Annotated in this window: 28 protein-coding genes; 8 read left to right on the plus strand and 20 right to left on the minus strand. The window is 68.3% G+C overall.

Going from position 1 to position 26,077, the window contains the following annotated elements:
* Nucleotides 1-185: 185 nt before the first annotated feature.
* The 4 genes from smc to M2331_RS02910 form a co-directional block, all read right to left on the minus strand.
* On the minus strand, nucleotides 186-3,626 hold the full coding sequence (gene smc, locus M2331_RS02895; protein ID WP_181558893.1) for a chromosome segregation protein SMC: 3,441 nt from the start codon (nucleotides 3,624-3,626) through the stop codon (nucleotides 186-188).
* Between the two features lie 99 nt (nucleotides 3,627-3,725).
* Nucleotides 3,726-4,463, minus strand: a complete 738-nt coding sequence (locus M2331_RS02900; protein WP_264592264.1) for a DsbA family protein — start codon at nucleotides 4,461-4,463, stop codon at nucleotides 3,726-3,728.
* 58 nt (nucleotides 4,464-4,521) lie between these two features.
* Entirely contained in the window at nucleotides 4,522-5,265 is a 744-nt protein-coding gene (locus M2331_RS02905) for a DsbA family protein (RefSeq protein ID WP_181558895.1), read from the minus strand.
* Between the two features lie 28 nt (nucleotides 5,266-5,293).
* On the minus strand, nucleotides 5,294-5,890 hold the full coding sequence (locus M2331_RS02910) for a DUF721 domain-containing protein (protein ID WP_413714801.1): 597 nt from the start codon (nucleotides 5,888-5,890) through the stop codon (nucleotides 5,294-5,296).
* A 26-nt stretch (nucleotides 5,891-5,916) separates the two neighbouring features.
* On the opposite strand from M2331_RS02910, the gene mutY reads away from it, so the two are divergent.
* Nucleotides 5,917-7,038, plus strand: coding sequence for an A/G-specific adenine glycosylase (gene mutY, locus M2331_RS02915; protein WP_181558897.1), 1,122 nt, complete (start codon nucleotides 5,917-5,919; stop codon nucleotides 7,036-7,038).
* Nucleotides 7,025-7,951, plus strand: a complete 927-nt coding sequence (nudC, locus tag M2331_RS02920; protein WP_181558898.1) for an NAD(+) diphosphatase — start codon at nucleotides 7,025-7,027, stop codon at nucleotides 7,949-7,951. Before mutY ends, nudC begins: the two co-directional genes overlap by 14 nt.
* Here nudC and M2331_RS02925 read toward each other — a convergent pair.
* Both M2331_RS02925 and M2331_RS02930 read right to left on the minus strand, forming a co-directional pair.
* Nucleotides 7,948-8,121: a hypothetical protein gene (locus M2331_RS02925; RefSeq protein ID WP_181558899.1), complete on the minus strand. Its 174-nt coding sequence runs from the start codon at nucleotides 8,119-8,121 to the stop codon at nucleotides 7,948-7,950. The genes nudC and M2331_RS02925 overlap by 4 nt on opposite strands.
* Before the next feature lie 33 nt (nucleotides 8,122-8,154).
* Entirely contained in the window at nucleotides 8,155-8,667 is a 513-nt protein-coding gene (locus tag M2331_RS02930) for a hemerythrin domain-containing protein (RefSeq protein WP_181558900.1), read from the minus strand.
* Nucleotides 8,668-8,866: 199 nt separating this feature from the next.
* Between M2331_RS02930 and M2331_RS02935 the strand changes: the two genes are divergently transcribed.
* Entirely contained in the window at nucleotides 8,867-10,210 is a 1,344-nt protein-coding gene (locus M2331_RS02935) for a TldD/PmbA family protein (protein ID WP_181558901.1), read from the plus strand.
* Nucleotides 10,197-11,021, plus strand: coding sequence for a 3'(2'),5'-bisphosphate nucleotidase CysQ (locus tag M2331_RS02940; RefSeq protein ID WP_181558902.1), 825 nt, complete (start codon nucleotides 10,197-10,199; stop codon nucleotides 11,019-11,021). Before M2331_RS02935 ends, M2331_RS02940 begins: the two co-directional genes overlap by 14 nt.
* Before the next feature lie 25 nt (nucleotides 11,022-11,046).
* Here the strand turns inward: M2331_RS02940 and M2331_RS02945 are convergent, their stop codons facing one another.
* The 6 genes from M2331_RS02945 to crtY are packed head-to-tail and all read right to left on the minus strand — an operon-like array spanning nucleotide 11,047 to nucleotide 15,918.
* Complete coding sequence (locus M2331_RS02945) at nucleotides 11,047-11,217, minus strand: hypothetical protein (protein ID WP_181558903.1); 171 nt, start codon at nucleotides 11,215-11,217, stop codon at nucleotides 11,047-11,049.
* Nucleotides 11,218-11,274: 57 nt separating this feature from the next.
* Nucleotides 11,275-12,240, minus strand: coding sequence for a phytoene/squalene synthase family protein (locus M2331_RS02950; protein ID WP_181558904.1), 966 nt, complete (start codon nucleotides 12,238-12,240; stop codon nucleotides 11,275-11,277).
* Nucleotides 12,241-12,639 carry an endonuclease domain-containing protein gene (locus tag M2331_RS02955; RefSeq protein ID WP_264592265.1) on the minus strand — a complete coding sequence of 133 codons (399 nt, stop codon included), beginning with the start codon at nucleotides 12,637-12,639 and terminating at the stop codon, nucleotides 12,241-12,243.
* 53 nt (nucleotides 12,640-12,692) lie between these two features.
* Entirely contained in the window at nucleotides 12,693-13,283 is a 591-nt protein-coding gene (locus M2331_RS02960; RefSeq protein WP_181558905.1) for a TIGR00730 family Rossman fold protein, read from the minus strand.
* The gene (locus M2331_RS02965) at nucleotides 13,280-14,758 is read right to left on the minus strand and encodes a phytoene desaturase (RefSeq protein WP_181558906.1); all 1,479 of its coding nucleotides are present in this window, start codon (nucleotides 14,756-14,758) and stop codon (nucleotides 13,280-13,282) included. Before M2331_RS02965 ends, M2331_RS02960 begins: the two co-directional genes overlap by 4 nt.
* Nucleotides 14,755-15,918 carry a lycopene beta-cyclase CrtY gene (gene crtY, locus M2331_RS02970; protein WP_181558907.1) on the minus strand — a complete coding sequence of 388 codons (1,164 nt, stop codon included), beginning with the start codon at nucleotides 15,916-15,918 and terminating at the stop codon, nucleotides 14,755-14,757. Before crtY ends, M2331_RS02965 begins: the two co-directional genes overlap by 4 nt.
* A 164-nt stretch (nucleotides 15,919-16,082) precedes the next feature.
* On the opposite strand from crtY, the gene M2331_RS02975 reads away from it, so the two are divergent.
* Together M2331_RS02975 and M2331_RS02980 are read left to right on the plus strand one after the other, a co-directional pair.
* Nucleotides 16,083-16,880 carry a sterol desaturase family protein gene (locus M2331_RS02975; protein ID WP_181558908.1) on the plus strand — a complete coding sequence of 266 codons (798 nt, stop codon included), beginning with the start codon at nucleotides 16,083-16,085 and terminating at the stop codon, nucleotides 16,878-16,880.
* On the plus strand, nucleotides 16,877-17,428 hold the full coding sequence (locus M2331_RS02980) for a DUF2141 domain-containing protein (protein ID WP_264592266.1): 552 nt from the start codon (nucleotides 16,877-16,879) through the stop codon (nucleotides 17,426-17,428). The genes M2331_RS02975 and M2331_RS02980 overlap by 4 nt, the downstream gene beginning before the upstream one ends.
* 12 nt (nucleotides 17,429-17,440) lie before the next feature.
* On the opposite strand, the gene M2331_RS02985 is transcribed toward M2331_RS02980, so the two are convergent.
* The 8 genes from M2331_RS02985 to M2331_RS03020 all read right to left on the minus strand — a co-directional run bounded on the left by M2331_RS02985 (nucleotide 17,441) and on the right by M2331_RS03020 (nucleotide 23,351).
* Entirely contained in the window at nucleotides 17,441-18,007 is a 567-nt protein-coding gene (locus M2331_RS02985) for a hypothetical protein (RefSeq protein ID WP_181558909.1), read from the minus strand.
* A 14-nt stretch (nucleotides 18,008-18,021) separates the two neighbouring features.
* Nucleotides 18,022-18,573: a demethoxyubiquinone hydroxylase family protein gene (locus tag M2331_RS02990; RefSeq protein ID WP_181558910.1), complete on the minus strand. Its 552-nt coding sequence runs from the start codon at nucleotides 18,571-18,573 to the stop codon at nucleotides 18,022-18,024.
* Nucleotides 18,570-19,061, minus strand: coding sequence for a disulfide bond formation protein B (locus M2331_RS02995; protein ID WP_181558911.1), 492 nt, complete (start codon nucleotides 19,059-19,061; stop codon nucleotides 18,570-18,572). Before M2331_RS02995 ends, M2331_RS02990 begins: the two co-directional genes overlap by 4 nt.
* Before the next feature lie 8 nt (nucleotides 19,062-19,069).
* Complete coding sequence (locus tag M2331_RS03000; protein ID WP_181558912.1) at nucleotides 19,070-20,419, minus strand: S41 family peptidase; 1,350 nt, start codon at nucleotides 20,417-20,419, stop codon at nucleotides 19,070-19,072.
* A gap of 108 nt (nucleotides 20,420-20,527) precedes the next feature.
* Entirely contained in the window at nucleotides 20,528-21,808 is a 1,281-nt protein-coding gene (locus M2331_RS03005) for a murein hydrolase activator EnvC family protein (protein ID WP_264592267.1), read from the minus strand.
* Between the two features lie 3 nt (nucleotides 21,809-21,811).
* Entirely contained in the window at nucleotides 21,812-22,237 is a 426-nt protein-coding gene (locus tag M2331_RS03010) for a 23S rRNA (pseudouridine(1915)-N(3))-methyltransferase RlmH (protein WP_181558913.1), read from the minus strand.
* A gap of 41 nt (nucleotides 22,238-22,278) precedes the next feature.
* Entirely contained in the window at nucleotides 22,279-22,680 is a 402-nt protein-coding gene (rsfS, locus tag M2331_RS03015) for a ribosome silencing factor (RefSeq protein WP_181561330.1), read from the minus strand.
* A gap of 20 nt (nucleotides 22,681-22,700) precedes the next feature.
* Complete coding sequence (locus M2331_RS03020) at nucleotides 22,701-23,351, minus strand: nicotinate-nucleotide adenylyltransferase (RefSeq protein ID WP_181558914.1); 651 nt, start codon at nucleotides 23,349-23,351, stop codon at nucleotides 22,701-22,703.
* A gap of 221 nt (nucleotides 23,352-23,572) precedes the next feature.
* Here M2331_RS03020 and M2331_RS03025 point away from each other — a divergent pair, with 221 nt between their 5' ends.
* Together M2331_RS03025 and M2331_RS03030 are read left to right on the plus strand one after the other, a co-directional pair.
* Nucleotides 23,573-24,970 carry a glycosyl transferase family protein gene (locus tag M2331_RS03025; RefSeq protein ID WP_181558915.1) on the plus strand — a complete coding sequence of 466 codons (1,398 nt, stop codon included), beginning with the start codon at nucleotides 23,573-23,575 and terminating at the stop codon, nucleotides 24,968-24,970.
* A complete protein-coding gene (locus M2331_RS03030; protein WP_181558916.1) occupies nucleotides 24,967-26,058 on the plus strand; it encodes a hypothetical protein in 1,092 nt (363 codons plus the stop codon). The genes M2331_RS03025 and M2331_RS03030 overlap by 4 nt, the downstream gene beginning before the upstream one ends.
* The last annotated feature ends 19 nt before the right edge of the window (nucleotides 26,059-26,077 follow it).

The raw sequence follows: 26,077 nt of genomic DNA on the forward strand, positions 1-26,077 counted from the left end.
TCAGGGTTCATTACGTCACCCCGGACTTGATCCGGGGTCCCGCTACCTTCTGGACCAAAGGGCGCAAACGCGTTCCGGCAGTCCCCAACCCACGCATCACAAAGAGCTGGACCCCGGATCAAGTCCGGGGTGACGGAGTGGCGTGGGGTAGGGCGGCCTTATTCTCCCGCGACGTGGACGGCCCCTCATTCCGCCGCCAGCAAATCCTCAGCCGCCTGCAGGTCCACCGACACCAACCGGCTCACACCCTGCTCGATCATCGTCACCCCGAACAGCCGGTGCATCCGGCTCATGGTAACGGCATTGTGCGTGACGATCAGATAGCGGGTCGCGGTATCCTGCACCATCCGTTCCAACAGCCCGCAGAAGCGCTCGATATTGGCGTCGTCCAGCGGCGCATCGACCTCGTCGAGCACGCAAATCGGTGCTGGATTGGTTAGAAAGAGCCCGAAGATAAGCGCCACTGCGGTGAGAGCCTGTTCGCCACCCGAAAGAAGGGTAAGCGTCGTCAGCCGCTTGCCCGGCGGCTGGGCGAGGATCTCAAGCCCGGCCTCCAGCGGATCATCGCTCTCGATCAGTTCCAGATGCGCGCTTCCGCCCTGGAAGAGTGTGCTGAACAGGCGTTGGAAATGGCCGTTCACGGCCTCGAAGGCCGCGAGCAGCCGTTGCCGCCCTTCGCGGTTGAGATGGCCGATGGAGCCGCGCAGCTGGTTGATCGCGGTAGTGAGTTCCTCGCTTTCGGCGCGACTTCTGGTCTGCGTCTCCTCCAGCTCGGCCAGCTCCGAGGCGGCGACGAGATTGACCGGGCCGATCCGCTCGCGGTCCAGCACCAGCTTGTCATAGCGGGCCTGCTCTTCGGATGCGGCGACGACCTCCTCGCTCGCGAAGCCGAGCTTGCTCGGCAGCACGGGCGGCGGGCACGAGAAGCGCTCGCCGCAGGCCTGGCCGATTTCGCGGCGGCGCGCGACGGCATGTTCGGCGCGCGCCTGCGCTCCGGCTCGCGCCTCGCGGGCGGTGGAGAGAGCCTCATTGGCATTGGCGAGCGCCTTTTCGGCGGTGGCCAATGTGGCCTCGGCGGCGGCTTCCTCGCTACGGCTCTGCTCGACAGCGGCCTGATGGTCGCGAGCGGCCTGCGTCAGGGCGTCGAGTTCCGTCGCCAGCGCTGATGGCCGATCGCGCAGCCCGTCCAGTTCGCTGGCCTGCGCTTCGGCGCGGGTCTTCATCTCGGCCACGCGACGCACGGCATCGCCGGCGCGCGCCTTCCAGCCCGCCACGTCGCTGCGGATCGCCTTCACGCGCTCCTCATCGGCGGCCAGCGCCCGCTCGGCCATGGCCCGCTCGGCCTGCACCTGGCCGATCGCGGCCCGGCACCGCTCCGCGCCGGACTTGAGCAGATCGACCCGCGCGGCGGTGTCGTCACCGGCGGGGAGGGCATTATGAGCGGCCTGCGCGCTTTCCAACTCGCGCTCTGCGATGGTGAGATCGGCAGAGGCTTCCTGATGGCGTCGGTCGAGATCCGCGCGCTGGCCAGCAAGGCGCTCCAATGCGGTCGCCACTTCGCCGAGCGTGCGCTCCGCCCCGCGCAGGGCCGTATCGGCAGCGCTCATCGCCTCGCGGGCAGCGCGCTCGTCGGTGCCGGCCTCGCGCAGCGATGTCTCGGCGGCGCCCAAGGCCTGTTCGGCAGCGCTGACCGTGGCAGCGACGGCAGGCCGCTCCTGCTCGATGGCCGCAAGGCGGTTGATGCGGATCAGCCGCTCGGCTGCTGCACCGCCGCCTTCCTGCGCCACAAAGCCGTCCCAGCGCCGCAATTGTCCGTCGCGCGTCACAAGGCGCTGGCCGACCGCAAGCGGCTGGCCGTCATCTTGCTCGACCACGGCGATTTGCGCGAGGCGGCGGGCGAGTGCCTCGGGCGCGCGCACATGGGAGGCGAGGGCATCACATCCATCCGGCAAAGCGGGGTCGCGCGCATCGATGGCGGCGCCGCTCCAGCGGGCCAGACCTTGCGCCCCCAGCGCGGCCTGCAAATCGTCGCCCAGCGCGGCGGCGAGCGCGTGCTCATAGCCGGGGTCGACGCGCAGCGCATCGATGGCGCGATCGCTGCTGCCCTGCGTCTCCAGCCCGCGGGCCAGTGCCTTGGCTTCGCTGTCCAGCGCGGCGACGGTGGCGCGGGCGGCGGCGAGCGCGCGCTGTTGCTCGGCGACGGCCTGGGTATGCGTCTCGCGCGCCTGCGCGGCGGCGGCGATGCGCGCCTCGGCATCGGTGCGGGCGGTGAGGGCATCGGCCTTGGCTTGCTCGGCCGCGCGCTGGCGGGTGGCAAGCGGCGCGGCATCGGGCAGGGCGGTGAGGGCAGAGGCGATCCGCTCGGCCTCGCTGCGGGCGCGGGCGAGCTTCTGCCGCGCGGCGTTCAGGCCGGCCTCGGCGACCCGCCGCTCGGCCTGCTCGCCGGCCAGTCGCGCCATGGCTTGCGCCAGCGCAACCTCGGCATCGCGGCTGGCCGTCTCGGCCTCCGCGAGGCGCGTGACGAACGCCGGCAGTGTCGTTTTGGCCGCCTTGATCCGCTCGGCGAGCGTCGCATCCTCGGCCTGCAGCGCCTCGATGGCATTGGCGGCATCGGCGGCCAGCGCGCCCTCGCGCTGCTGGTCCTCGCTCACACGCGCGAGCTGGCTTTCCAGCTCGGCGATCCGGCGCAGCAGGGTATCGCGCTCGCCAGTCAGCCGCTCCAGCGCGAAGCGGGCCTCCGTTGCCGCCTCTCGGGCCTCATTGGCGGCCGTGCGCGCGCGTGCCAGTGTCTCGATGGCGGCCTGCTGATGAGCGGCGGCGCCCAGCTGCGCGTCCTGCGCCACCCGCACCAGCGCCTCGGCCTTCTCGGCATCCTGCGCGGCGCGGTCGGCTTCGGTCGCGGCCTCGCGATGGCGGGCGAAGAACACGCGTCCCTCGGCCAGCACGATCTTTTCGCTCAATTCCGTGTAGCGCTCGGCGGCTCGCGCTTGTCGACGGAGCGCATTGGCGCGCACGTCCATCTCGGCAAGGATTTCATCCAGCCGGGCGAGATTGGCCGCGCTCGCGCGCAATTTCTGCTCGGCATCCTTGCGGCGCACGTGCAGGCCGGCGATGCCCGCCGCTTCTTCCAGCATCGCGCGGCGCTCAGCGGGCTTAGCGGCGATGACCGCGGCGATCTTGCCCTGGCTGACCAGTGCCGGACTGTGGGGGCCGGTGGCGGCATCGGCGAAGAGCAATGCGACATCCTTGGCGCGCACGTCCCGCCCATTGGCGCGATAGGCGCTGCCCGCGCCGCGCTCGATGCGCCGCATGACTTCCAGCTCGCCATCGCTGCCCATGTCGATCGCCGGCAGCACGGTGCCCGGCGGTACGCTGGCGAACAGGCCGACTTCGGCAAAATCGCGGGCCGGGCGGGTGGCGGTGCCGGCGAAGATAACATCGTCCATGCCGCCGCCGCGCATGGATTTGGGGCTGGATTCGCCCATCACCCAGCGGATCGCCTCCAGCAGATTGGATTTGCCGCAGCCATTGGGGCCGACGATGCCGGTCAGCCCCGGCTCGATCCGCAACTCGGTCGGCTCGACGAAGCTCTTGAAGCCGGTCAGCTTGAGGCGGCGAATCTGCATGGCTTAGCGGGCAGGGCGGCCCAGCCGGACTGACCCAGCCTGCGAGGCGGTGCGCCGTCCGACGCCCGCTCCGATGCTATGGCCCCCCAGCCTCGCCAATCAGGCGCCTGCGTTCTTCAGCTGCTCGACGAGCTGCGGCCAGGTCGACACATTGTCGAGCTTGCTGCCGTTCATGATGAAGCTCGGCGTGCCGGTGATGGAATATTGCGCCGTGTCGCGCTCCACATTCGCGGCGAGCGTTTCGGCGGTCTTCGGGTCGGCAAGGCACTGGCGGGCCTTGGCCTCGGGCACGCCGCGCTCCATGGCGAACTCGATCAGCCCGGCCGCCTCGGCCATGCGCTGGAAGCGCTGATCCGGCGCGGCCGACATCGCGTTCTTATACGCATCCTCGCCGGCGGACTGCAGCTTCTCGATGATCGCCTGCTGATTGGTGAAGAACTGGTGGGTCAGCGGGAAGAAGGCTTCCGGCCCGGTGCAGCGGGCCAGCATGGCCATGCTGATGTCCAGCGGGTTCATCACGAAGTTGCGGAACTCGAAGCTCACCTTGCCCGTGTTCACATAATCGCGCTCGAGCACATCCTTGGATTCCTCGGAGAAGTGCGCGCAGTGCGGGCAGGTGTTGGATGCGAACTCGATGATCTTGATCGGCGCATCCGGGTTGCCCATGCGGATGCCGCCCTCGGGCGTGGCGACGACCTGCTGCGCCCATGTGGCCCCCGCCGGCGCGGCTTTGCCTTCCACCTTGCCGATGGGCGCGCTCGAGTTGCTGTCCTGAGAGCCGCAGGCAGCGAGAGCCAGCAGAGCGAGGGCGAGCGGGGCGGTAGCAAGGCGTTTCATGGGACGGACGGGCCTCATCGATCGGGGGACGGAAAGTGGCTGTGCGGGCCGGTCTAGCTCACTTGCCGGACGCGGGCAATGGCGGCAACAGGGGGCGCAGCGCGTCCCACGTATGCACATTCTCCAGCGGTTTGCCGTTGAGCAGGAAGAAGGGCGTGCCGGTAAATTCCTTGAAGGTGCCGGCGCTGGAGGTCAGCCCGAGCACCCTCTTGAGCATCGCCTCGTCGGCCAGGCATTTGCCCTGCGCCGCTGGCGTCAGGCCGCGCCTGGCGAGGAGCGGGCCAAGGCCGGTGCCCTCGGCAATGGCGGTCAGCTGCGCGGCGCGATTGGCGGCCGGCGGCTTGCCTTCCTGCGCCTGGGCAAAGCTCTGCGCGCGGGTCATCCAGGCCTGATAATCGGCGAACATCGCTTCATGATTGCCAACGAACCGCGTCGCGCCGCCGCAGCGCGCGAGCAGCGCCGCCGTCAGGTCGAAGGGATCGCGCACGAAATTGCGCAGCTCCAGCGAGACCAGGCCGCGCCGGATCCACTGGGCCTTGAGCGCGGGCGTTCCGGTCGCCTGAAAATCCGCGCAATGCGAGCAGGTGTAGCTCAGATATTCGACCAGCTTGGTGGGCGCCGCCGGATTGCCGACCACGAAGGCGCCGTTCGCACCCAGCGTCACCGTCTGGCTCCAGTCGCGCGCCGCGCTGCGCTGCGCACTGGCGGGGGCTGACAGCAGAGCGAACGCAAGGGCGAGTGCCAAGGCAGCAAACATGGCGATCTGTCGGGAGACGGACGAAGCTGGCGAGATGACGGTCATGGGCATGGTCCCGTGGTGGAAATTTGGCTTAGCTGATCTTGGGGGGGCGCACAGGGTTGGAGAAGCTGCGCGCCATCGATTCGAGCACGGTGCGCAGTTCCGGGTCGCTCACTTCGCGCAGGCCCTCGCCCAGCTCTTGGGGGATGGGGCGCAGCATCGTGGGCGGCGGACGATGCACCGGCTCGCGCGGGATGACCTGGCCCTGCTTGATGGCGACGCGGGAGACGGCCTCATAGCCGAAGAAGCGGTTCACCCGCTCGATGATCTCCGGCACGATATGCTGGACCATTGGCGCATGGCCGCTGGCGACCGTCAGCTGCAGCGTCCCGCCCGAGCGCTTGCCGGTCGGGAAGCGGATCGAGTCGGGGCTGGTCAGCTCCGCATAGCGCTTGCCGACAATCTCGGCCCAGCGCGTGACGATGCTCGACTGGATGAAGCCGAACTTGCGGAAGGCGGCCCGGCCAATGTCCGGCATGAGATCGGAAATCGCGCGGGGCGCGTTGATTCGCGGGCGTTCCTGCGGCGGCATCTCGGCCTTGCCGGCCCCATTGGCCTTGCGCGCGGCCGGGCGTTTGGCCCGGCTGGCCTTTGTGGGCGCCTGCGCATCTGGGGTGGCTTCTGTCATGGCTGCGTCCATGCCATAGGCACGCCATGGCCGTCGATGGATTAATCGCAAAGCGGGGGATGGAAGAGGCGGTCGCTCCGGCGCTGCTGGCGCATTATCGCCGCCATGCGCGCGCACTGCCCTGGCGCAGCCCGCCCGGTGCGCCGCCCCCGGACCCCTACCGCGTCTGGCTCTCCGAAATCATGCTGCAGCAGACGACGGTGACAGCTGTCGCGCCTTATTATGAGCGCTTTCTGGCGCGTTGGCCGACGGTCGAGGCGCTGGCGGCTGCGGAGGATGGCGATTTGATGGCCGCCTGGGCAGGTCTCGGCTATTATGCCCGCGCCCGCAATCTGCTGGCCTGCGCGCGCTATGTCGCAGGGGCGCTGGGCGGGCGTTTCCCCTCGGACGAAGCGGGATTGCGTGCGCTGCCGGGAGTCGGGGCCTATACGGCGGCGGCCGTCGCTGCCATTGCCTTCGAGCAGCGCGCCGTCGTGGTGGATGGCAATGTCGAGCGGGTGGTGAGCCGGCTGTTCGCGGTGGAGACGCCGCTGCCGGCGGCCAAGCCGATCCTGCGGGCGCTGGCCGACCGCATCACGCCGCAGGACCATGCCGGCGATTTCGCGCAGGCCATGATGGATCTGGGCGCGACGGTCTGCACCCCGCGCAATCCCGCCTGCCTCGCCTGTCCGCTCTCGGAGCTTTGTGCCGCGCGGGCAACGGGCGATTCGGCCCGCTATCCGCTCAAGGCCGCGAAGAAGGCGCGCCCGACGCGCAGCGGCACCGCCTGGTGGGTCGAGACCCGCAATGCTGTCTGGCTGGTCCGGCGGCCGGACAAGGGCCTGCTCGGCGGAATGCTGGCGCTGCCGACCAGCGACTGGAGCGAAGCGCCAGAGGCTCTGCCGCATGCGCCTCTGGCGGGCAGCTGGCAGATACTCAACCAGCCGGTGCGCCATGTGTTCACCCATTTCGCGCTCGATCTGCGCGTGGCCATGCTGCGGATCGAGAATGGGGCCGATCCCGCCGTGCTTGCCAGCGCCCTGGGGCCGGGCCAATTGTGGCCCCTCGACACGCTGGCCGATGCGGGGCTGCCCACCGTCTTTGCCCGGGCGGCGCAAGCGGCACTGGACGCCAGAGAGCAGGAGAATGCGCATCATGACCCGGCCTGATCTGCCCGCGCGGCAGGCAATCACCTTCACCGGCGGCACGCTCGACCGCGCTGATCAGCTGCGCGTGCACCCCGACCGGCTGGCCGGGGCCTGGGCCGATCCGCGCGCGCGCATCGTGCAACTCGATGGGCTGGACCCGGTGATCGAGCCGGACGGCACGCTCGCCAGCGAGCCGGTGCCGCCCGGCGCTGTGCTGGCCGACCACGCCCTGCTCGGGCTGCGCGAGGACGGCACGCCGGTTTTCGTCCCGCTGCTTGTCGAGCACAGCGTCGAGCCCCCGAGCTTTCCCGCGAAAGTGTGGGACATCATCCCGCAGCTCACCATGGCCGAAGCCGCGCATTATGCGGCGGCGCGCAGCCTGGTGGACTGGCATGATCGCCACCGTTTCTGCGCACGCTGCGGCGGCGATACCCATCCGATCAAGGCCGGATGGGCGCGCCAGTGCAGCCGGTGCAGCGCGGAGCATTTCCCGCGCACCGATCCGGTGGTCATCATGCTGGCGGAATATCGCGGCAAGGTGCTCATCGGGCGCAATCCGCGCTTTCCTGCCGGCCGCTTTTCCGCACTGGCCGGCTTTGTCGAGCCGGGCGAAACCATCGAGGAAGCGGTGCGGCGGGAGCTGTGGGAAGAATGCGGCGTGCGCACCGGGCAGGTCGACTATCTGTTCAGTCAGCCCTGGCCGTTCCCCTCCCAGCTCATGGTCGCCTGCATCGCGCAGGCCGATGATGACGCGTTGACGCTGGATGAGGAGGAAATCGCCGAAGCCATCTGGGTGAGCACTGATGATGTCCGCGCGGCGCTGGCCGGGGAAGAGGGCGCCAGGTTCCTGCCGCCATCCTCTATCGCGGTTGCCCATCACATGCTGCGCTACTGGTTGGAAAGCAGGCAGACGGAACAGACGCCCGTCGCCTAATCGCGGTGCCGCAGCATCCAGTCACCTGATTGCTCGCTCTGCGCCTGACGCAAGGCCGCCTCTCGGCCCAATCCGCCAAAGCGCGGCAAAATGATGCCGAGGCGGGTGCGCTCGGCATCATTGCGGTGCGGCGCCGGCGCGGCGGCGTCCTTATCGGAAGGTTCGAACAATGAAAACGCCGCCGACATGCCGTTTCGTCCGGGTCAGACGGCCGAAACGCTGAGCGTGCGCGGTTCTGCCGGGGGCAGGCCTTCGCTCTTCGCCTGCGCCAGCAGCTCTTTCTTGCGGGCGAGCATCCGGTCGCGCAGTTCGACGAGGTCGACGTCGGTCTTGCGGCACTGGGCGAACATGCCCTTGGAGGGCTGTTCCTCCTCCTTGACGTGATGCTCGATCTCTTCCGAGAGCACCTTCACCTTGGCATCGTAGAAATCTTCCTGCGGAGAGCCGGCCTCGATCTCGTTGATCAGCACCTTGGCGCCGTCATGCTCGACATAGGCCTCATCCATGAGATCATCTTCGATCTTGCCGCGAAAGGCCGGATAGAAGATCTCTTCTTCCAGCATGGTGTGGATCTTGAGTTCGGTGCAGATTTCCCGGGCCAGCGATTCCTTGCGGCCGGCCGCATTGGCCTTCTCGAACTTCTCGAACAGATCCTCGACCGTGCGATGATCCGCTTTGAGCAGGGCAATCGCGTCGGTGAATGTTTCAGTCGCCATGAGATGCTCCTGTGGGTTGATGTTATCAACAAAAGGATCGGCAAGGCCTGGTGGTTCCCTATAAATAATGTTGCTGTCCTCGGTTCGTCGCAAAGCGGGGCGGCTGGTCGGAAGGCACCTGACGCAGCCGCATTGCGTCGCCTCGCCGCGGGAGCTAAAGCGCGGCCTTTCATCAGACATCATTCGGACCGCGTCTTTCATGCTCAGCCTTAACGAAGCTCTCGATCGCGCCCGGTCGCTGGTCACCGCGGCCCGCAAGGCGGGCGCGGATGCGGCCGACGCCGTTTATGGCTGCGATGCCTCGTCCGGCGTGACGGTGCGGCTGGGCGCGCTGGAGGATGTCGAGCAATCCGAGTCCGAGCATTTCGGCCTGCGCGTGTTTGTCGGCCAACGCTCGGCCAGCGTCTCCTCATCGGACCTGACGCCCCGCACGCTCGAAACCCTGGTCGAGCGCGCCGTGGCCATGGCCCGCGAGGCGCCGGAAGATGCCTATGCGGGCCTCGCGCCCGAGCAGATGCTGATGCGGCGCCGGCTGCCCTCGCTCGATATCGAGGATGATGAGGAGCCGACGCCGGCCCAACTGCGCGAGAGGGCGCTGGCGGCGGAAGATTCGGCGCGCAGCGTGCTGGGCGTCACCAACAGCGAAGGCGCCGGTGCAGGCTTCTCCCGCGCGCAGGCGGCGCTGGCCACCAGCCACGGCTTCTCGGGCGCTTATGCCGGGACCAGCCATTCGCTCTACGCCAGCGTGCTGGCGGGTGAGGGCGCCGCGATGCAGCGGGACTTTGCCAGTCACAGCGCCCGGCATCTCGATGATCTGGAAGGGCCGGACAGCATCGGCCAGCGCGCCGGCGCGCGCGCGGTCTCGCGGCTCAACGCGCGCCGGGTGCCGAGCGGTACGATGCCGGTGATCTTCGATCCGCGCGTGGGTAACAGCCTGATCGGGCATCTGCTCGGCGCCATCGCCGGGCCATCGGTCACCCGCAAGGCGACGTTCCTGCTCGACAGCCTTGGCCAGCGCATTCTGCCCGAGGGGCTCAGCGTCATTGATGATCCGCTGCGCGAGCGGGGCCTGCGCTCGCGTCCGTTCGACGGCGAAGGGCTGCCGACCGCGCGGCGGCGCCTCATTGATGACGGCGTGCTGACCGGCTGGATGCTCGACACCGCCTCGGCCCGCCAACTCGGCCTTGATCCCACCGGCCATGCCACGCGGGGCGGTGGCTCGCCGGGGGTCGGCGCGAGCAATGTGCATCTGGAAGGCGGCACGGCCGGCGTGCGCGATCTGTTCGCGGACGTGAAGCGCGGCGTGTTCATCACCGAACTGATCGGCCAGGGCGTCAACGGCGTCACCGGCGATTACAGTCGGGGCGCCTCCGGCTTCCTGATCGAGAATGGCACGGTGAGCCACGCCGTGTCTGAAATCACCATCGCGGGCAATCTCAAGGAGATGTTCGGGCGGATCATCGCTGCGAACGATCTCACCTTCCGCCGCGCGATCAACGTGCCCACCCTGCGCATCGACGGGATGACCGTTGCCGGGGAGTGAGCCCCCCTCTCTGGATCTTCTGGCCGATATTCTGGCCATAGCCGACGCTGCCGGCCTGCTGGCCATGCGTTTCTGGGAAGCCGGCGCGCCCATGCACGGCCATTGGGAGAAGCGGCCCGGCGAGCCGGTGAGCGAAGCCGATCTCGCCGCCGATGCGCTGCTGCGCACACAGCTTGGCGCGCTTCTGCCGGATGCCGCCTGGCTCTCGGAGGAAAGCGCGGAGACGCCCGGACGCGCTGAGGCTCGGCGCGCGTGGATCATCGATCCGATCGACGGCACCCGCGATTTCGTGCGGGGCCGGGCCGGGTGGGCGGTTTCGGTCGCGCTGGTCGAGGATGGCGTCCCGACTGTCGCGGTGCTGAGCGCGCCGGCGCGTAACGAGCGCTGGTGGGCGGTGCGGGGCGCTGGTGCGTGGCGGGAGCGCACGGGGGCACAGCCGGAGCGGCTCGCCGTGGGCGACCACGCCACGCTCTCGGGCGCCCGCGTGCCGCTCGATCATCTGGGCGGCATCGATATCGACTACCGCATGGTCGCCAAGCCCAACAGCATTGCCCTGCGCATGGCGATGGTAGCCGCGAATGAAGCCGATCTTGTGGCCGGCCTGCGACGCGGGGCGGAATGGGATCTGGCGGCCGCGACCCTCATCGCGCAGGAAGCCGGCGCCCGCGTTACCGATGCGCTGGGCGAACCCATCATCTTCAACAAGCCCGACCCCTATGTGACGGGGATGCTCTGCGCCGTTCCCGCCTTGCACGATGCGGGCCTTGGGCGGCTGCGCGCGCGGGCGCTCAGGCTGCTCAAGCAGGGATGATCGGCTTGTCTGGGCGCGGCTGCGCTCAGGCCTTGAGCCGGACGACCTGCCGCAGCCGCGATTCGCGCGCCAGACCCAGATAGGCCTCCACCAGACGATCGTGCATCAGGCGCTGTGCGGGCTCCGCGGCGACTTGCGCCAGACGGCGATGTTCATTGGCGCGGTTGCGATAATAAGCGTGACGTGACGGAATCATGCATGTCCTCCCGCCTGCCTCTTCAGCAGATCGCGCCCATGCAGAAATTGATCGGGATCAAGCCTCCGAAATGCGCGCGCCCTGGCGTGGCCGGTTCCAGAGCGATGGATCACGCGGCGCGGGCGGGTAGAGGCTGGTGCGCCGACCAGCCTGCGTGCCGGCGCGGAGCAGCCAGCCCAGCTTCTCCGCCTTGCTGGTGAACAGGCGCCGACGCAGCGCCTCCTGCGGGTCGGCGGCGACCTTCCGGGCAATGCCGCCATAAATGCCCGCGGCTGCCAGCACCGCCCATGCCGAGCGGAACGGCAGCTTTGGGGTGCCATGCCGGGCGCTGTCTTCATAGCGCGCCGCCATCGCCGCCACGCGCCCCGTGACCGCCGCGAGGGCTGGGCGCTGCTCCGCCGCCATAGGGTCGGCCGGGTCGATGCCAGCCTCGATGAGCCAGTCCGCGGGTAGATAGCAGCGCCCGCCTGCCGCATCCTCGGCGACATCGCGGGAGATATTGGCGAGCTGGAAGGCCAGCCCCAGATCGCAGGCGCGGTCCAGCGTCGCCTCGTCATCGGGCGCGACACCCATCACAATGGCCATCATGCAGCCGACCGCACCGGCGACATGGTAGCAATAGCGCAGCAGATCGTCCTCGGTCTGCGGTCGCCAGCCCTGCGCATCGAGCGCGAAGCCTTCGATGAGATCGTCCATATAGCGGCGCGGAATGGCACATTCGGCCGCGACCAGCGCCCCGCCGGCAAAGGCAGGATCGTCCAGCCCGGCCCGCCCCGCGAGAGCGCGCTCGGTTCGCGCGCGAATGTCCGCGAGCCGGGCCATGGGGTCGCCGGTCGCCTGCATGGTCCCGCCATGATCCTGCCCGTCGGCTATGTCGTCGCAGGCGCGACACCAGCCATAGAGCAACCACGCTCGCTCGCGCGTCTCCCGGTCGAACAGCCGCGAGGCCGTGCGAAAGCTCTTCGACCCCCGCGCAATGCTCTCCTGCGCGAGACCGACAAGGGCAGGGCGTTGCTCCAGCATCTAGCCCCTCCCCTTCAGGGGAGGGGATGGGGTGGGGGACGGCGCTGCCCAACGGGCTGGTGCTGAATTCAAACGCGTCAGTATTGCCTCCAGAACCTCGGTCAGATTGATGCGCACATCTTCGTTAGTGAACCGCAGAACGCGATGACCTTCCGCGGTTAACGCAGCATCCCTGCGCGTATCTTCTTCCGGATCGTGCGTATCGCCATCCACCTCGACGATCAGCTTTTTGGCGGGGCAGAAGAAATCCACAATGAACGGCCCCAGCACATGCTGCCGACGAAATTTGTGCCCGCCAAGCTGGGACCGACTCAGATGTCGCCAGAGAATGATCTCGCATGGCGTCGCCTCGTGCCGCATCGCTTTTGCGTGGATCAGAAGGCGTGCATCTTGCGTCACGGGCGCTCCCCACCCCAACCCCTCCCCTGAAGGGGAGGGGCTCATGTTTCCCCTCAAAGCCGGTCAACCTTCATCGCGAAGATCGTTTCATGCGGCGTATAGGCGGCCATCGCGTCCAGCAGGTCGTCCAGCGTCTCGCGGGCGATGAGGATGTTGGCGTGGGGCGGGCGGATGAAGCCGGTTTCGATCATCTGGCGATTGAAGCCGATCAGCTGATCGTAAAAGCCGCCGGTGTTCAGCAGCCCGACCGGCTTGTCATGATAACCAAGCTGCGCCCAGCTCACGGCTTCCCACAGCTCGTCCATCGTGCCGACGCCCCCCGGCAGGGTCACGAACCCATCGGAAAGCGTGGTGAACAGCGCCTTGCGGCTGTGCATATCCGGCACGACGTGCAGCTCGGTGAGGCCGCGATGGGCGACCTCGGCATTCACCAGCGCCTCGGGGATCACGCCGATCACCTCGCCGCCGGCCGCCAGCGCGGAATCCGCAATGGCGCCCATCAGTCCGACCTTGCCGCCGCCATAGACGACGCCGATGCCGCGCCGGGCCAGCCCGGCGCCGACGGCGCGGGCCGTCTCCATGTAGATCGGGTCGGGTGGGGTGGCGGAGCCGCAATAGACGGCCAGCCGGTTGAACGATGTCATGCCAGATCCTCGAGCATCAGGGCCGCCGTCGCGCGGGCCGAGCCGACGACGCCAGGAATGCCGGCGCCCGGATGTGTGCCGGCGCCGACAAAATAGAGATTGTTGATCACATCATCGCGATTGTGGGTGCGGAACCAGGCGCTCTGGGTGAGCAGCGGCTCCAGGCTGAAGGCGCTGCCCAGATGCGCGTTGAGATCATGGGTGAAGTCGCTCGGCGCATAGGAGAACTGCACCTTGATGCGCGAGCGGATGTCCGGGATCAGCCGCCGCTCGATCTCGTCGAGAATGCGCCCGGTAAGGATCGGCCCCACCTCGTTCCAGTCCACCGGCAGCTTGCCCTGATGGGGCACCGGCGCCAGCGCATAGAAGGTCGAGTGGCCCGGCGGCGCCAGATCGGGGTCGGTGACGGTCGGGTGATGCAGGTAGAGCGAGAAATCCTGCGAGAGTACGCCATGGTCGAAGATGTCGGTCAGCAGCTCCTTATAGCGCGGGCCGAACAGGATCATGTGATGCGGGATACCCGGCCAGGTCCCCTCGATGCCGAAGTGGACGACGAACAGGCTCGGGCTCCAGCGCTTGCGGAACAGCTTGGCGCCCTGCCGCTGGCCGCGCGGATGGTCGGCCAGCAGGTCGGCATAGCTGTGCATGATGTCCGCGTTGCTCGCCACCGCATCGGCCTCGATATGCAGGCCCGAGCGGGTGACCACGCCGGTCGCGCGGTCGCCCACAGTCTCGATCTTGGCGACCGGATCGCCGAGGATCAGCGTGCCGCCCAGTCGCTCGAAATGCGTGACCATGCCGCGCACCAGCGCATGGGTGCCGCCCTTGGCGAACCAGACGCCGCCCTGCTTCTCCAGCTTGTGAATCAGCGCGTAGATGGCGCTGGTCGTCATCGGGTTGCCGCCGACCAGCAGCGTGTGGAAGCTCAGCGCCTGCCGCAGCTTCTCGTTCTTCACGAAGCTCGAAACCATGGAATAGACCGAGCGCCACGCCTGATGCTGGGCGAGGTCCGGCGCGGCCTTGAGCATCGACTTGAAGTCGAGGAAGGCGACATGCCCCAGCTTCTCATAGCCCTCGCGATAGACCTCGGCGCTATAGGCGAGGAAGCGCTGGTAGCCGGCGATGTCGGCGGGATCGAGCTTGGCGATCTCGCGGTTGAGCGCGGCATCGTCATTGCCATAATCGAAGGTCGTGCCGTCCTGCCAGTGCAGGCGGTAGAAGGGGCTGACCGGCAGCAGCGTCACGTCTTGCGCCATGTCGTGGCCGGTCAGGCGCCACAGCTGGGCGAGGCAATCCGGGTCGGTGATGACGGTCGGCCCGGCATCGAAGGTGAAGCCCTCCTTCTGCCACATATAGGCGCGGCCGCCGGGCAGTTCGCGCCCTTCGACGATGGTGGTGGCGATGCCCGCCGATTGCAGGCGCAGGCCGAGGGCAAGGCCCGCAAAACCGGCGCCGATGACGATGGCTGTCTTCATCCGCGTGTCGCTCCAAGGGCTGAAATGGCTCGGCTGACGGGAACAGGAGGCTTCCCGGTCAGAACGCGCAGCTTGTCGAAAAGGGTGCTCTGCCCGGCATAAAAGCGGGCGATGAGGGATGGGTCAAGCCGGTAGAAGCGCGCCAGCACCCGCCAGCGCTCCTGCGGCTCGGCGGCGCGGAAGAGCAGCCGCGAGAGCATCCGGTAATAAGCCTGGCCCCGCCAGTGCGCGGCGCCGCGCGCGCGCATCGCCTCATGCAGGGCCGGGCCGGAGAGATCGTCCATCGCCGCAATGGCGAGCGCGTTGCGCACCGCATCCGGCAGCGAATAGCCGGTGAGCGCGTGAAAAAAGCCACCGCGCAGTCCGGCCTTGGCGACGCCGGGGGACTCGGCCTCCCACAGCCGCGCGAAATCGCCGCCCATGCACACGGGCAGCACGCCGGTCTCGCTATGGCCGCGCGCTGCGCCCTCCCAGCCCTGCGCTTGGGCATAAGCCGCAATTCTCGCCGCGAGCACGGGCTCATCCAGCGCCCGGCCATCGGCATAATAAGTGTCTTCGATGAACAGCTCGGTGGGGGAGAGGGGCAGGGTGTAGACGAAGCGATAGCCGTCCTGCTGATCGACGGTTGCGTCCATGATGATCGGTTCGGCAAGGCCGTGGGGGGTATGACACAGCCAACTCGCCCCGACGAATTTCTGATAGCCTAGCTCCAGCGCGCTCATGTCGCCCGGCCCGCGCGCATCGATGACGCCGCGCGCGTCGATCACGCGTCCATCGGCCAAAGTGACGCTGTTCGGCGTGAGTGCGGTTGCCGCCCGGTCGAACAGCAGGTCACCCTCCGGCATAGCGCGGTGCAGGCGCATCCCCAGCCGCTCGCTGGTCAGCGTCGCATAGCTGCTCGGCAGGCGCCTCACCTGACCCGGGAAGCGCACGTCATAGCCGCCCCAGCCATGCACGATCAGCGGCTCGATCAGCCAGCGATCGGCATACGCGACATCCTCGGCGAAGCAGGACCAGAGCTGATTGCCGCCGGCGCGCGCGGCTTCCTCGATCACCACGACGCGCAGCTCAGGTCGCCGTGCGCGCAGGGCCAGCGCGATCAGGCTGCCGGCAAGGCCGCCGCCGACAATGGCAAGATCGATAGGTCGTGCGCCTGTCATCCGCGCAGCCCTAGCCGAGGGGGAGGCGCTTGGCTATCGGCCAGTGATGGGTGAACGATGCCCGAAGGGGCGGCGGAACTTATCTCTGCGCTTGGCGAGCGACCGGCGCGAACGCTTTACCGATTATCGTTTCCCTCGCAGGCGGGGCTCCCTATAGCATCGCCATGCAGCCCGCGATGCTGATCCTTGCGTCCATTCTGGCGATGTCCGGCATCATTGCGGTGCGTTACCTGCTTTCCAGTGGCGGGTTCGCGCTGGCGACCCGGATGACACGCCCCGGCCATTATGCCGGGCTGCGCCGGCAGATCGGTGCGGAAATCCGCTGGTCGCTCCTTTCGGCGCTGATCTTCGGCCTGCCCGCAGGGATCGTCGCCTGGGGCTGGCAGAGCCACGGCTGGACGCTGATCTACACGGATGTCGATGCCTACCCGCTCTGGTATCTGCCGATCTCGGTGCTGCTCTATCTCGCCGCGCACGATAGCTGGTTCTACTGGACGCACCGGCTGCTCCACCGCCCGGCCTGGTTTCGCGTCGCCCATGCCGTGCATCACGCCAGCCGGCCGCCCACGGCCTGGGCGGCGATGAGCTTCCATCCGTGGGAAGCTGTGACCGGTGCAGTCGTCATCCCGTTTCTCGTCTTCGTTATTCCCATTCATGTTGCGGCACTGGGGGTGGTGCTAACGGTGATGACTGTCATGGGCGTCACCAATCATATGGGCTGGGAGATGTTCCCGCGCTGGCTGGTCAACGGCCCGGCGGGGCGCTGGCTGATCACCGCGTCTCACCATGAGAAGCATCATGAGCAATATCGCTGCAATTACGGCCTCTATTTCCGCGTGTGGGACCGGCTGTGCGGCACGGATCGCGGCCTGTCCCCCCGGTTCGCGCCGGCGCCGGCCGGAGGCTCCGCCACCATGCCGCACAATGATGACCCCGCACCGGCAAGGGATAATGCTGCATGATGTTCTTTGACGGTGCCGACCTTGGTCTGGCGCGTCGTATCGCAAGGCCACTGATGTTGGCCGGCCTGCTGCTCTCGCTCGGCACGCCGACCCTGGCGCTGGGTGAAGATGGCGCGGCCACCGTGCGCACCGCCGATGCGGTCGTTCCGGCAGCGGCGGGCCTTGCACCGACCACGGGCCAGATCGACGTGCGGTTTGAGGGCTTGCGGTCCAGTCGCGGCATGCTGCGCGCCTGCCTGACCAAGGACCGCTCCCATTTCCCCAAATGCGAGAAGGACCCGCTCGCCCTCACGGCCAGCGTTGCGGCGGGCGACCATGCCGAACTTCTGTTCGCACGCGTGCCGCCCGGCGACTATGCGCTGCTCGTCTTCCACGATGAGAACAGCAACAGCCGGCTGGACACGATGCTGGGCATCCCGCGCGAGGGGGTCGGCTTTTCGCGCAACCCCCGGCTGCGCTTCGGCGCGCCGGGCTTTGAGTCCGTCGTCCTCACCGTCACCCCCGGCGCGGCGAAGCGGACGGCGGTGAAGCTGCAATATTTCCTGTAACGCCTCGCGCGATCAGGGCGTAACGGTCGGACCCTGCTGCTGGGCCTCACGCTGCGCCTTGAGGCGCGCCGCCTCCTCATCGGCCTTGGCCTGCGCTTCGATCTGTGCGGATTCGGCATCGAGATTACCGAGCCGCTCCTCGCGCGCCTTGGCGACGGCATCGGCCCAGGTGCCGGACCCGAGCATCTTCTGGCGCTCCTCGCGCGCCGCACGCGCGATCTGTGTGAAGCAGCCGGTGAAGCCAGCCGAGCCGGTGGGCGAGCAACTGTCGGTGCCGGACGCGCCGACATATTCGATCGAGCGGGCGCGATTGGCCCAGCTTTGCACGGCCGGGCTGTTCGGGTCGGTGCGCAGTTCCTTGGGGATGCGGTAGCGATCATTGTCGGGCATCCGCGCACAGACGACGATCTCGTCGCCCTCGCTCGCCGGGCAAGGGTCTTCGCCATAGACGAACACCTGCTTCACCTTCGCGACATCCTCCGGCCCGGCGGCGGCAGCGGGAGCGGCCGGGGCGGCCTGCGCGAAGGCGGGTGCCGCAAGAGCGAGGCTGAGGGGGAGTGCAAGGACGAGGGCACGCATCGACAGGTTCCTTCTTAAATCCGCTTCGAGAGGGCAATGGCAGCGCGGCAGCCAAGCCGGATTGCCCCGAAAAGCAAGGGATAGGCAGGCGCGGACTCTGCGCCATGGGCAATCGCGGCATCGCGATGCTCGACTTCTTCGGCCTGGAAGTCCGTGATCGCTTCGGTCAGCGCCGGGTCGTCCTCGCCGATCTCCTTGAGCTGATGCCCGTAATGATCGTCGATCTCGGTCTCGATGGCGGCGGTGCAGGCCATCGCCGCGCGAGGGCCGATGAGCGCGGTCGCGGCGCCGAGCGCAAAGCCGGCGACATGCCAGAAAGGCTGCATCAGCGTGGGGCGCACGCCGCGCTCCACCATCATCGCGTCGAAATGCGCGCGGTGGCGCTCTTCCTGCGCCGCCATGCCGGCAATCTCGCGGCTGATCGGGTGACGGTCGCCCAGCACGGCGAGCTGGCCGGCATAAATCCGCACTGCGCCATATTCGCCGGCCTGATCGACCCGCAACATCGAGGCGCGATCGGCACGACGCTGGCCGGGACGGGGCGAGACGCGCGTGCTGTCGGTCATGACCGGCTCCATTTGAGAACCAGAATGAGGATCAGCAGTGCGCCGCCGAGCGAGAGGATCGCATTATAGCCAGCGAGCGAAATGCCAAACATCGACCAAGGCGCGACATCGCAGCGCACCAGCGTGGCCGACATGATCGAATCCAGCATCGACTGGCCGGAAGACGTGTCCATGGTCGCCGTGCAACTGGTCAGGCCCTGCCACCAGCCATATTCGACCCCGGCGTGAAATGCGCCGATGGCGCCGCTGGTCGCGATGGCCAGCGCCGCGAGCATGGTGAACATCGCGCTCATCGGCGCGGTGCGGCGCAGGGCAATCGCGGCGAGCGCGGCGATGATCGCGCCCAGATGCGGCCAGCGCTGCCACATGCACATTTCGCACGGAAACAACCCTCCGACATGCTGCGAGACCAGCGCGCCGCCCAGCAGCAGGGTCGGCAGCATCACCGCCACGAACCGGGCGAGCGACAGGGAGGCGTCACGCGACATCGGTCTGTTTACCGCCGCGCCTTCGTCGCCGGGGCTGCCGCCATTTGCGGCGTTCCGTTCAGGCGGCCGAGAGTCTGCAGCGCGTAATGGAGCTGGAAGTCCTCAACACCCTGCTTCTTGAGATCCTCCGCCGTTGCGGTGAAGCGCGGATCGGGGTTGCTGTCCGCCTCCAGCTCCGAGCGATCCAGCTTGGCCTCGTTGATGAGGTGACGGCGCAGGTCGCTTTCGCGATATTTCGGCCGCTTGGCGTAATCCGGGTCGGAGAGCTGCGGCACCAGAATGTCCGGCTCGATGCCGCCTTCCTGCACCGAGCGGCCCGATGGCGTGTAATAGCGCGCCGTGGTGAGCCGCAGCGCGGTATCCTGCGAGAGCGGCAGCAGCGTCTGCACGCTGCCCTTGCCGAAGCTGCGCTCGCCCATGATGAGCGCGCGCTTCTGGTCCTGCAGGGCGCCAGCCACAATCTCGGAGGCGGAAGCCGACCCCGCATCGATCAGCACGACGACGGGCAGGCCCTGCGCATCATCGCCGGGCCGGGCATAATAAGGCCGCGTGTCGCCGCGCTGGCGGCCGCGCTGCGAGACGATCTCGCCGCGCTCGAGGAAGGCGTCCGAGACGCGCACGGCTTCATCCAGCAGGCCGCCGGGGTTGGAGCGCAGGTCGATCACATAGCCGATCGGCTTGTGGCCAAGCGACTTGTCGATGCCGCGAATGGCGCTCTGCACGTCAGCGCCGGTGTCGGCGGAGAAGCTGACGATCTTGATGACGCCGACATCGCCCTTCACCTGCCATTTGACCGGCTTGATATCGATGATGGCGCGGGTCAGCTCCACGTCGAACGGCTCGGTGCGGCCCTCGCGGGCGATGGTGAGCTTCACCTTGGTGTTCGGCGCGCCGCGCATCTTCTCGACTGCCTCGTCGAGCGTGCCGCCATAAATCAGCTTGCCGTCGATATGCGTGATATAGTCGCCGGCCTTGATGCCCGCGCGCGCGGCGGGGGTATCGTCGGTCGGCGCGATCACCTTCACTACGCCCTCGTCCATCGTGACGGAGAGACCCAGGCCGCCATAGCTGCCCTCGGTCTGGGTGCGCAAATTCTCGAAGGAGCGGACGTCCAGATAGGCGCTGTGCGGATCGAGGCTGGAGAGCATCCCCTCGATGGCGCCCTTGATCAGCGTCGCATCATCGACCTGCTCGACATAATTGGCGCGCACCCGCTGGAACACGTCCATGAACAGATCGAGCTGTTTGTAAGTCTCACCCTCGGTCTCCGTAACGGCAGAGGTCGACGCGGGAATGAGCGCGATGGCGCCCAGGATCGCGGCGGAACGGAGAAACAGGGTGCGGCGGGCATTGGCCATGGAGACGCTTTCGACAAAAATGCTGTCCTGACCTATAGCAGGAACAACGGTTCTGCCTAGGTCGCACACCAGCGTAGCGAAGATAGCGTTACGCGCTGCTGAACGGGGCTAGCGGACAAGGGAAGCAATATCGACAGCGCGGTCCTGCTGGCGCAGCTCGATGATGAGGCGGGCCGGGTCGCTGCCGGTCGCGCCGACCGGGTCGCCCTGGCGCAGGGTATCTCCCGGCGCCACGCTCAGCCGGTCGAGGCCGGCCAGCAGGCTCGTCCAGCCGCCGCGATGCTCCAGAATGACGATCTTGCCATAGCCGCGAAACGGCCCGGCAAAGGCGACTCGCCCTGCCGCCGGCGCGATGACCGCGGCCCCGGCTGCGGTCGCCATGGTGATGCCCCGCGCGCGCACGCCGCCTGCGCTCAATTCCCCGAAGCCGGTGACGATGTCGCCGATGGCGGGCAGGCGATAGGGCGGGGCCGGGGTCTGGCCTGCGGCGACGCTCGGTCGCTCAGGGGCCGGTGCGGCGCTGTTTTGCGGACGGGCCGGCCGCGGCATCGGGCCGGGCAGGCGCAGCAACGCCTCCTGCACCTGCGCCGCATCGCCGATCCGGTCCATCAGATCGCTGATATCGCGGGCCTGCTCGCCCATGGCCAGGGCGCGCTCGGTCTGCAGGCTGGCCTCCGCGCGCAATTGCCGGGAGGCGCCGCGCTGGCGCTGCTCAAGCGTGCTGAGCGCGGCCTGCTGCGTCTTCAGCCCGGCGCGGGTGCGGACGAGGGATTGCGCCGCCGCCTCCGCGCTGCGCTGCAGATCGGCACTGCGCGCAATGGCGCCCCGCAGATCCTGCGTGGAGGCGGTGATGGTCGGCAATATCTGAGCGAGCGCGATGCGGCGATGCACCGCCTCGCTGATCGTGCCGGGCGCGACCAGTGCAAGCACGGGCGAGCGCCGGGCCAGTTGCTGCAGGGCAGCGGTTAGTCGCACGATCGGCTGTTGGCGGGTGGCGAGCTGGCGCCGCTGCTCGCGCTGGCGCGTGATGATGATCGCCATGCGTGCCTCGCCCGCGCGCAGATCGGCCTCGCTCTGCTGGATGCGGGCGGCGAGCGCGGCGATCTCGTTGCGGGTCTTGTCGGCTGCTGCGGAGGACGCGCGGGCACGGGCCTCCAGCGCTTCGCCACGCTTGCGGGCTTCCTCGCCCTGCGCGCGGGCGCGAGCCAGCGCGGCCTGCTGTCGGGCGATCTCCGCCTGAGCGGCCTGCGGCGCCGGATTGCGCTGGGCAGAGAGAGCCAGCGGTGCCGCGATGGCGGTGACGAGCAGGGCAGCGGTGGCCAGCATGACGGGCAGTGACGGCCGCAGTGCCAGTGGCCGGGGCAGTCGTGTCCAGCTCGCCGCCACCACGCCTTATCCCTCCCGGTGATAGGGGTGGTTGGTGAGGATGCTGGTGGCGCGCCAGAGCTGTTCGGCCAGCATCGCCCGCGCCATCATGTGCGGCCAGGTCATTGCCCCGAAGGCGATCAGCAGGTCCGCGCTGGCCCGGTCCGCGGTCTCGAACCCGTCCGCCGCGCCGATCATGAAGCGGCATTCGCGTACGCCATCGTCCCGCCAGCGGCCGATCTGCTCGGCAAAGGCCATGGAGGTCAGCTGCTTGCCGGTTTCATCGAGCATCACCATGACCGACTGGGCGGGCAGCGGTGGCGGCGCCTTGCCGCCACGATCCGGCAGTTCGGTGACCTTGGTGGGCAGCGTCACACGCTTGAGATAGCGCTCGACCAGATCGGCCTCTGGCGAGCGGCCGATGCGTCCCCGTGCGACGATGTGCAGCAGCATTCGGCCCCCGGGGTACGCCCAAAAAGATCAGGTGAAGGAGATCAGGCCTCGCCGGCGGCCAGCGGCGCGTCCGAGAAGCCCCACATGCGCTCGAGATTGTAGAAGCTGCGGACCTCCGGGCGGAAGACATGCACGACGACGTCGCCCGCGTCGATCAGCACCCAGTCGGCGACGGGCAGGCCTTCGATGCGGACATTGCGGCCCATCGTCTGCTTGATCCGCTCGGCCAGCTTCTGGGCAATGGCGGCCACCTGCCGGGACGAACGACCCGACGCGATCACGATGTGATCGGCAATGCTGCTCTTGCCGGCAAGCGGAATGCTCACGACTTCCTGCGCCTGATCATCGTCCAGCGATTCCAGAACGATCGCCAGGAGGCGATCCGAGGATGCATCGATGCCGGGTTGGGACAGTCCTCCAGCGGGGGCAGGACGGGCGGGCATGGGTAACGGGTCGGGCAATGTCACTCCTGTGGGATGCGGCGACCGGTCACGCCGTCGATCGGCGCAACATCAGCAAAGCTACGGTGCCAAAGAGGCGCCTTCTGCCGAAGCAGCGTGGCTGATCTGGGATCGGGGCGAAAGCGCAAAAGCACGAGCGCCGGCAGTCTCCATGTCGTCCAGCTTTTGCTCTGACTGGCGGGTCGGACGAAACGCCGCAACCAGGCCATGGCCGGGGAGCCTACAGCCGCCCGACTATAGCCGGGTCGGGCGATAACAGCAATGGCCGTTGTTCGCGCAATATCGCGCCAGCCTTTCCACTGGTGGAACTGGGCCAGATTGTCCTCGCCCATCAGCCAGATGAACCGGCGGTGCGGGTAGCGGCGCGTCAGCCGGCGCAGCGTGTCGAGCGTGTAGCGAGTGTGCATCTCCCGCTCGATGGCGGTGACGCGGATGGGCGCGCGGCGGGCGGCCGCCTTGCCGCTGGCGACGCGCGCGTTCAGCGGTGCCATGCCGGCGCGCGGCTTGAGCGGATTGCCCGGCGAGACCAGCCACCAGACGTCATCCAGCCCCAGCGCGCCGTGCGCGAACAAGGAGATCGCGCGATGGCCGCCATGGGCGGGGTTGAACGATCCGCCGAGCAAGCCGACCGGCACGCGCTTGCCCCGCGTCATGCGGGCCGGCTCCCGCAAGTCTGCGGATGGTCGGGTGCGGGCGCGCAACAGCTCATGGCCTGTCGCTAGAGGCCGGGCGGGATCAGGTCAAACCGGCAATGGCTTGGATGAACCACGGAAACGTTAACGCCGCGAAAAGCATCATTGCTCCAGGTCCCTCATTATGCTCAATAAATCGCTCGGCAGCGCAGGGGGAACGCGGTGTCGACTCGGGGGGGAAGATGGGTGGGACACTCGCTTTGAGCGAGCTGCTGTGCAGCGAGCTTCTATTGTTTGCAGCTTTGGGGCTTATCATCGGTGGGCTGGACGATCTGGCCATCGACCTCATTTATCTGGCGCGGCGCGGCTGGCGGTCGCTGACCGTCTACACCCGGGTGGCGCGGATGACGTCCCGGGATTTGCCGCCGGCTGGCTCTGCCGGGCCGATCGCGGTGTTTATTCCCGCCTGGGACGAGTCCGACGTGATCCGTCCCATGCTTACCGGCTGCCTCGACAAATGGGCCGGCGAGGACGTGCAGATTTTCGTCGGCGCCTATCCTAATGATCCGGCGACCTTGTGGGCGGTCTGCACGCTGATCACCGAGCGGGGCGGCGGGCGCGTGACCTTGGTGGTCAATGATCGGCCCGGTCCCACCACCAAGGCCGATTGCCTGAACCAGCTGTGGGTCGCCATGCAGCGCTGGGAAGCCGAGCAGGGGCGCCGCGTGCTCACCGTCGTGCTGCACGATGCCGAGGATGTCGTGCATCCCGATGCGCTGCGGGTGATCGGCTATCTCGCGCCGCGCTTCGCGCTCGTCCAGCTCCCGGTCCTGCCGCTCAAATCGGCGCGCTCGCAATGGGTTGCGGGGCATTATCTCGATGAGTTCGCGGTCGCGCACGGCGCCTCGCTGACGGTGCGGGAAGCGCTGGGTGCAGCCATGCCATCGGCCGGCGTCGGCTGCGGGTTCAGCCGCGATGCGCTCGCCGCCGTGGCGGTGGAGCGGGGCGGGCGCCCGTTCGATGAAGCCAGCCTCACCGAGGATTATGAGCTGGGCCTGCGCATTGGCGATGCCGGGGGGCGCGGAATCTTGGTGCGGATGCGCGATGCCAGGGGCGAGCTGATCGCCACGCGCGAATATTTCCCAGATAGCTGGGGCGCCGCCGTTCGACAAAAGGCGCGCTGGACAGTGGGCATCGCCTTGGCCGGCTGGGATCGGCTCGGCTGGTCTGGCCCCTGGCTCGAGCGCTGGATGCGCCTGCGCGATCGACGCGCGGCGCTGGCAGCGATCGTCCTGGTCGCGGCTTATGCCGGGCTGGGGCTGGCCCTGTTCATCCACATCACGCGCAGCCTGATGGGCCTGCCACCAATGGTCTGGCCCGAGCCCTTGCCCTGGTTGATGCGCGCGACAGCAGTGCTGCTCGCCTGGCGGCTCATCATGCGCATGCTGTTCGTCTGGCGAGCCTATGGCTGGGGGCAAGCGCTCCTCTCCGTGCCGCGCACGATCACTGGCAATATCGTTGCCATTCTTGCCGCAGGGCGCGCCATTTCGATCTATGTGCGGCATCTGCGCGGGCGGGCGCTGGTGTGGGACAAGACGCGCCATCGCTTCCCTGACGCGGCCACGGGAGCCTCGGCATGAGCGCCGGTGGCGGGCGGCCGCTGCGGTTCCTGGGCGCGGTCCTGGGCTGCTGGGTCTGCGTGCGCGGCGTGATGCTGGGCTGGCCCGTGATGGCGGGAGGCGAGCGCGGGGCGACGGACGTTGCGGCCTTGCCTGCGGCGGAGGCGCCGAGTGGCGGGGTGCGGGCTGACGATAGCGACGGGCAGCGCAGCGCGGGATTGTCGGGCGATGCCCCCGCTGTCGCCGGCCGACCGGCAGGCAGTGCGGCGCGGCCTCACCATGCCGTGCCCTCATACCGGACGCCCGTCGCGCTTTGGGCGCAGGCCCCTCAAACGGACATGCCACAGCCAAGGTCGGACGCTCCGCGCAATGCGCCGGCTTCGGCAGCGACGCTTTCGCAAGGGACCGTGCTCGGCGAGCCGTCGATCGGCACCCTGCGAGAAGCGCGCAAGAGCGGCCGCTTGTCCGGCCAGGCATGGCTGTTCTGGCGCCCCGATGCCGGCGGCTCGCGCGCTTTTGCGCCGCTGCTCGGCGGCTCGCAAATGGGCGTCCGGCTCGATTATCGCGTCAGCAGCAACGAGATGGGCGTGTTCAGCCTCTACGGACGGGCCAGCCGCGCGATCGAACGGCCGTTCGCGGAGGAGGGAGCATTCGGCCTCGCCTGGCGCCCGGCCGGACTGCCCGCTGCGTTGCCAGTCTCGCTGATGGTGGAGCGCCGCCAGCGTCTGGGGACAGGCGGTCGCAACGGGTTCGCCCTGCTGGCGGCCGGCGGCCTCAACACCACCGAGATCCAGCCGCGCGTCGAGGCGGACGGCTATGCACAGGCCGGATTTGTCGGCTTGCCCGGCAGCGATGGCTTTGCGGACGGCAAGGCTGCGCTCTCTTACCGGCTGTTTCCGCCCGGACGCGGGCTCGCACTGGCAGTCGGTGGCGCGCTCTCCGGCAGCGTCCAGCCCGGTGCGCGGCGGCTGGACATCGGGCCGCAACTCCGCGCGCGGCTGCCATGGGCCCGGCCGGGGCTGAGCCTCTCGGCGGAATGGCGCTTCCGCATCGCGGGCAATGCACGCCCGGCAAGCGGCCCTGCGATCACCCTCGCGACGGATTTTTGAGCATCGGGCGGCAAGCCCC

It is taken from the genome of Sphingobium sp. B10D7B (assembly GCF_025961955.1).
GTDB lineage: Bacteria > Pseudomonadota > Alphaproteobacteria > Sphingomonadales > Sphingomonadaceae > Sphingobium.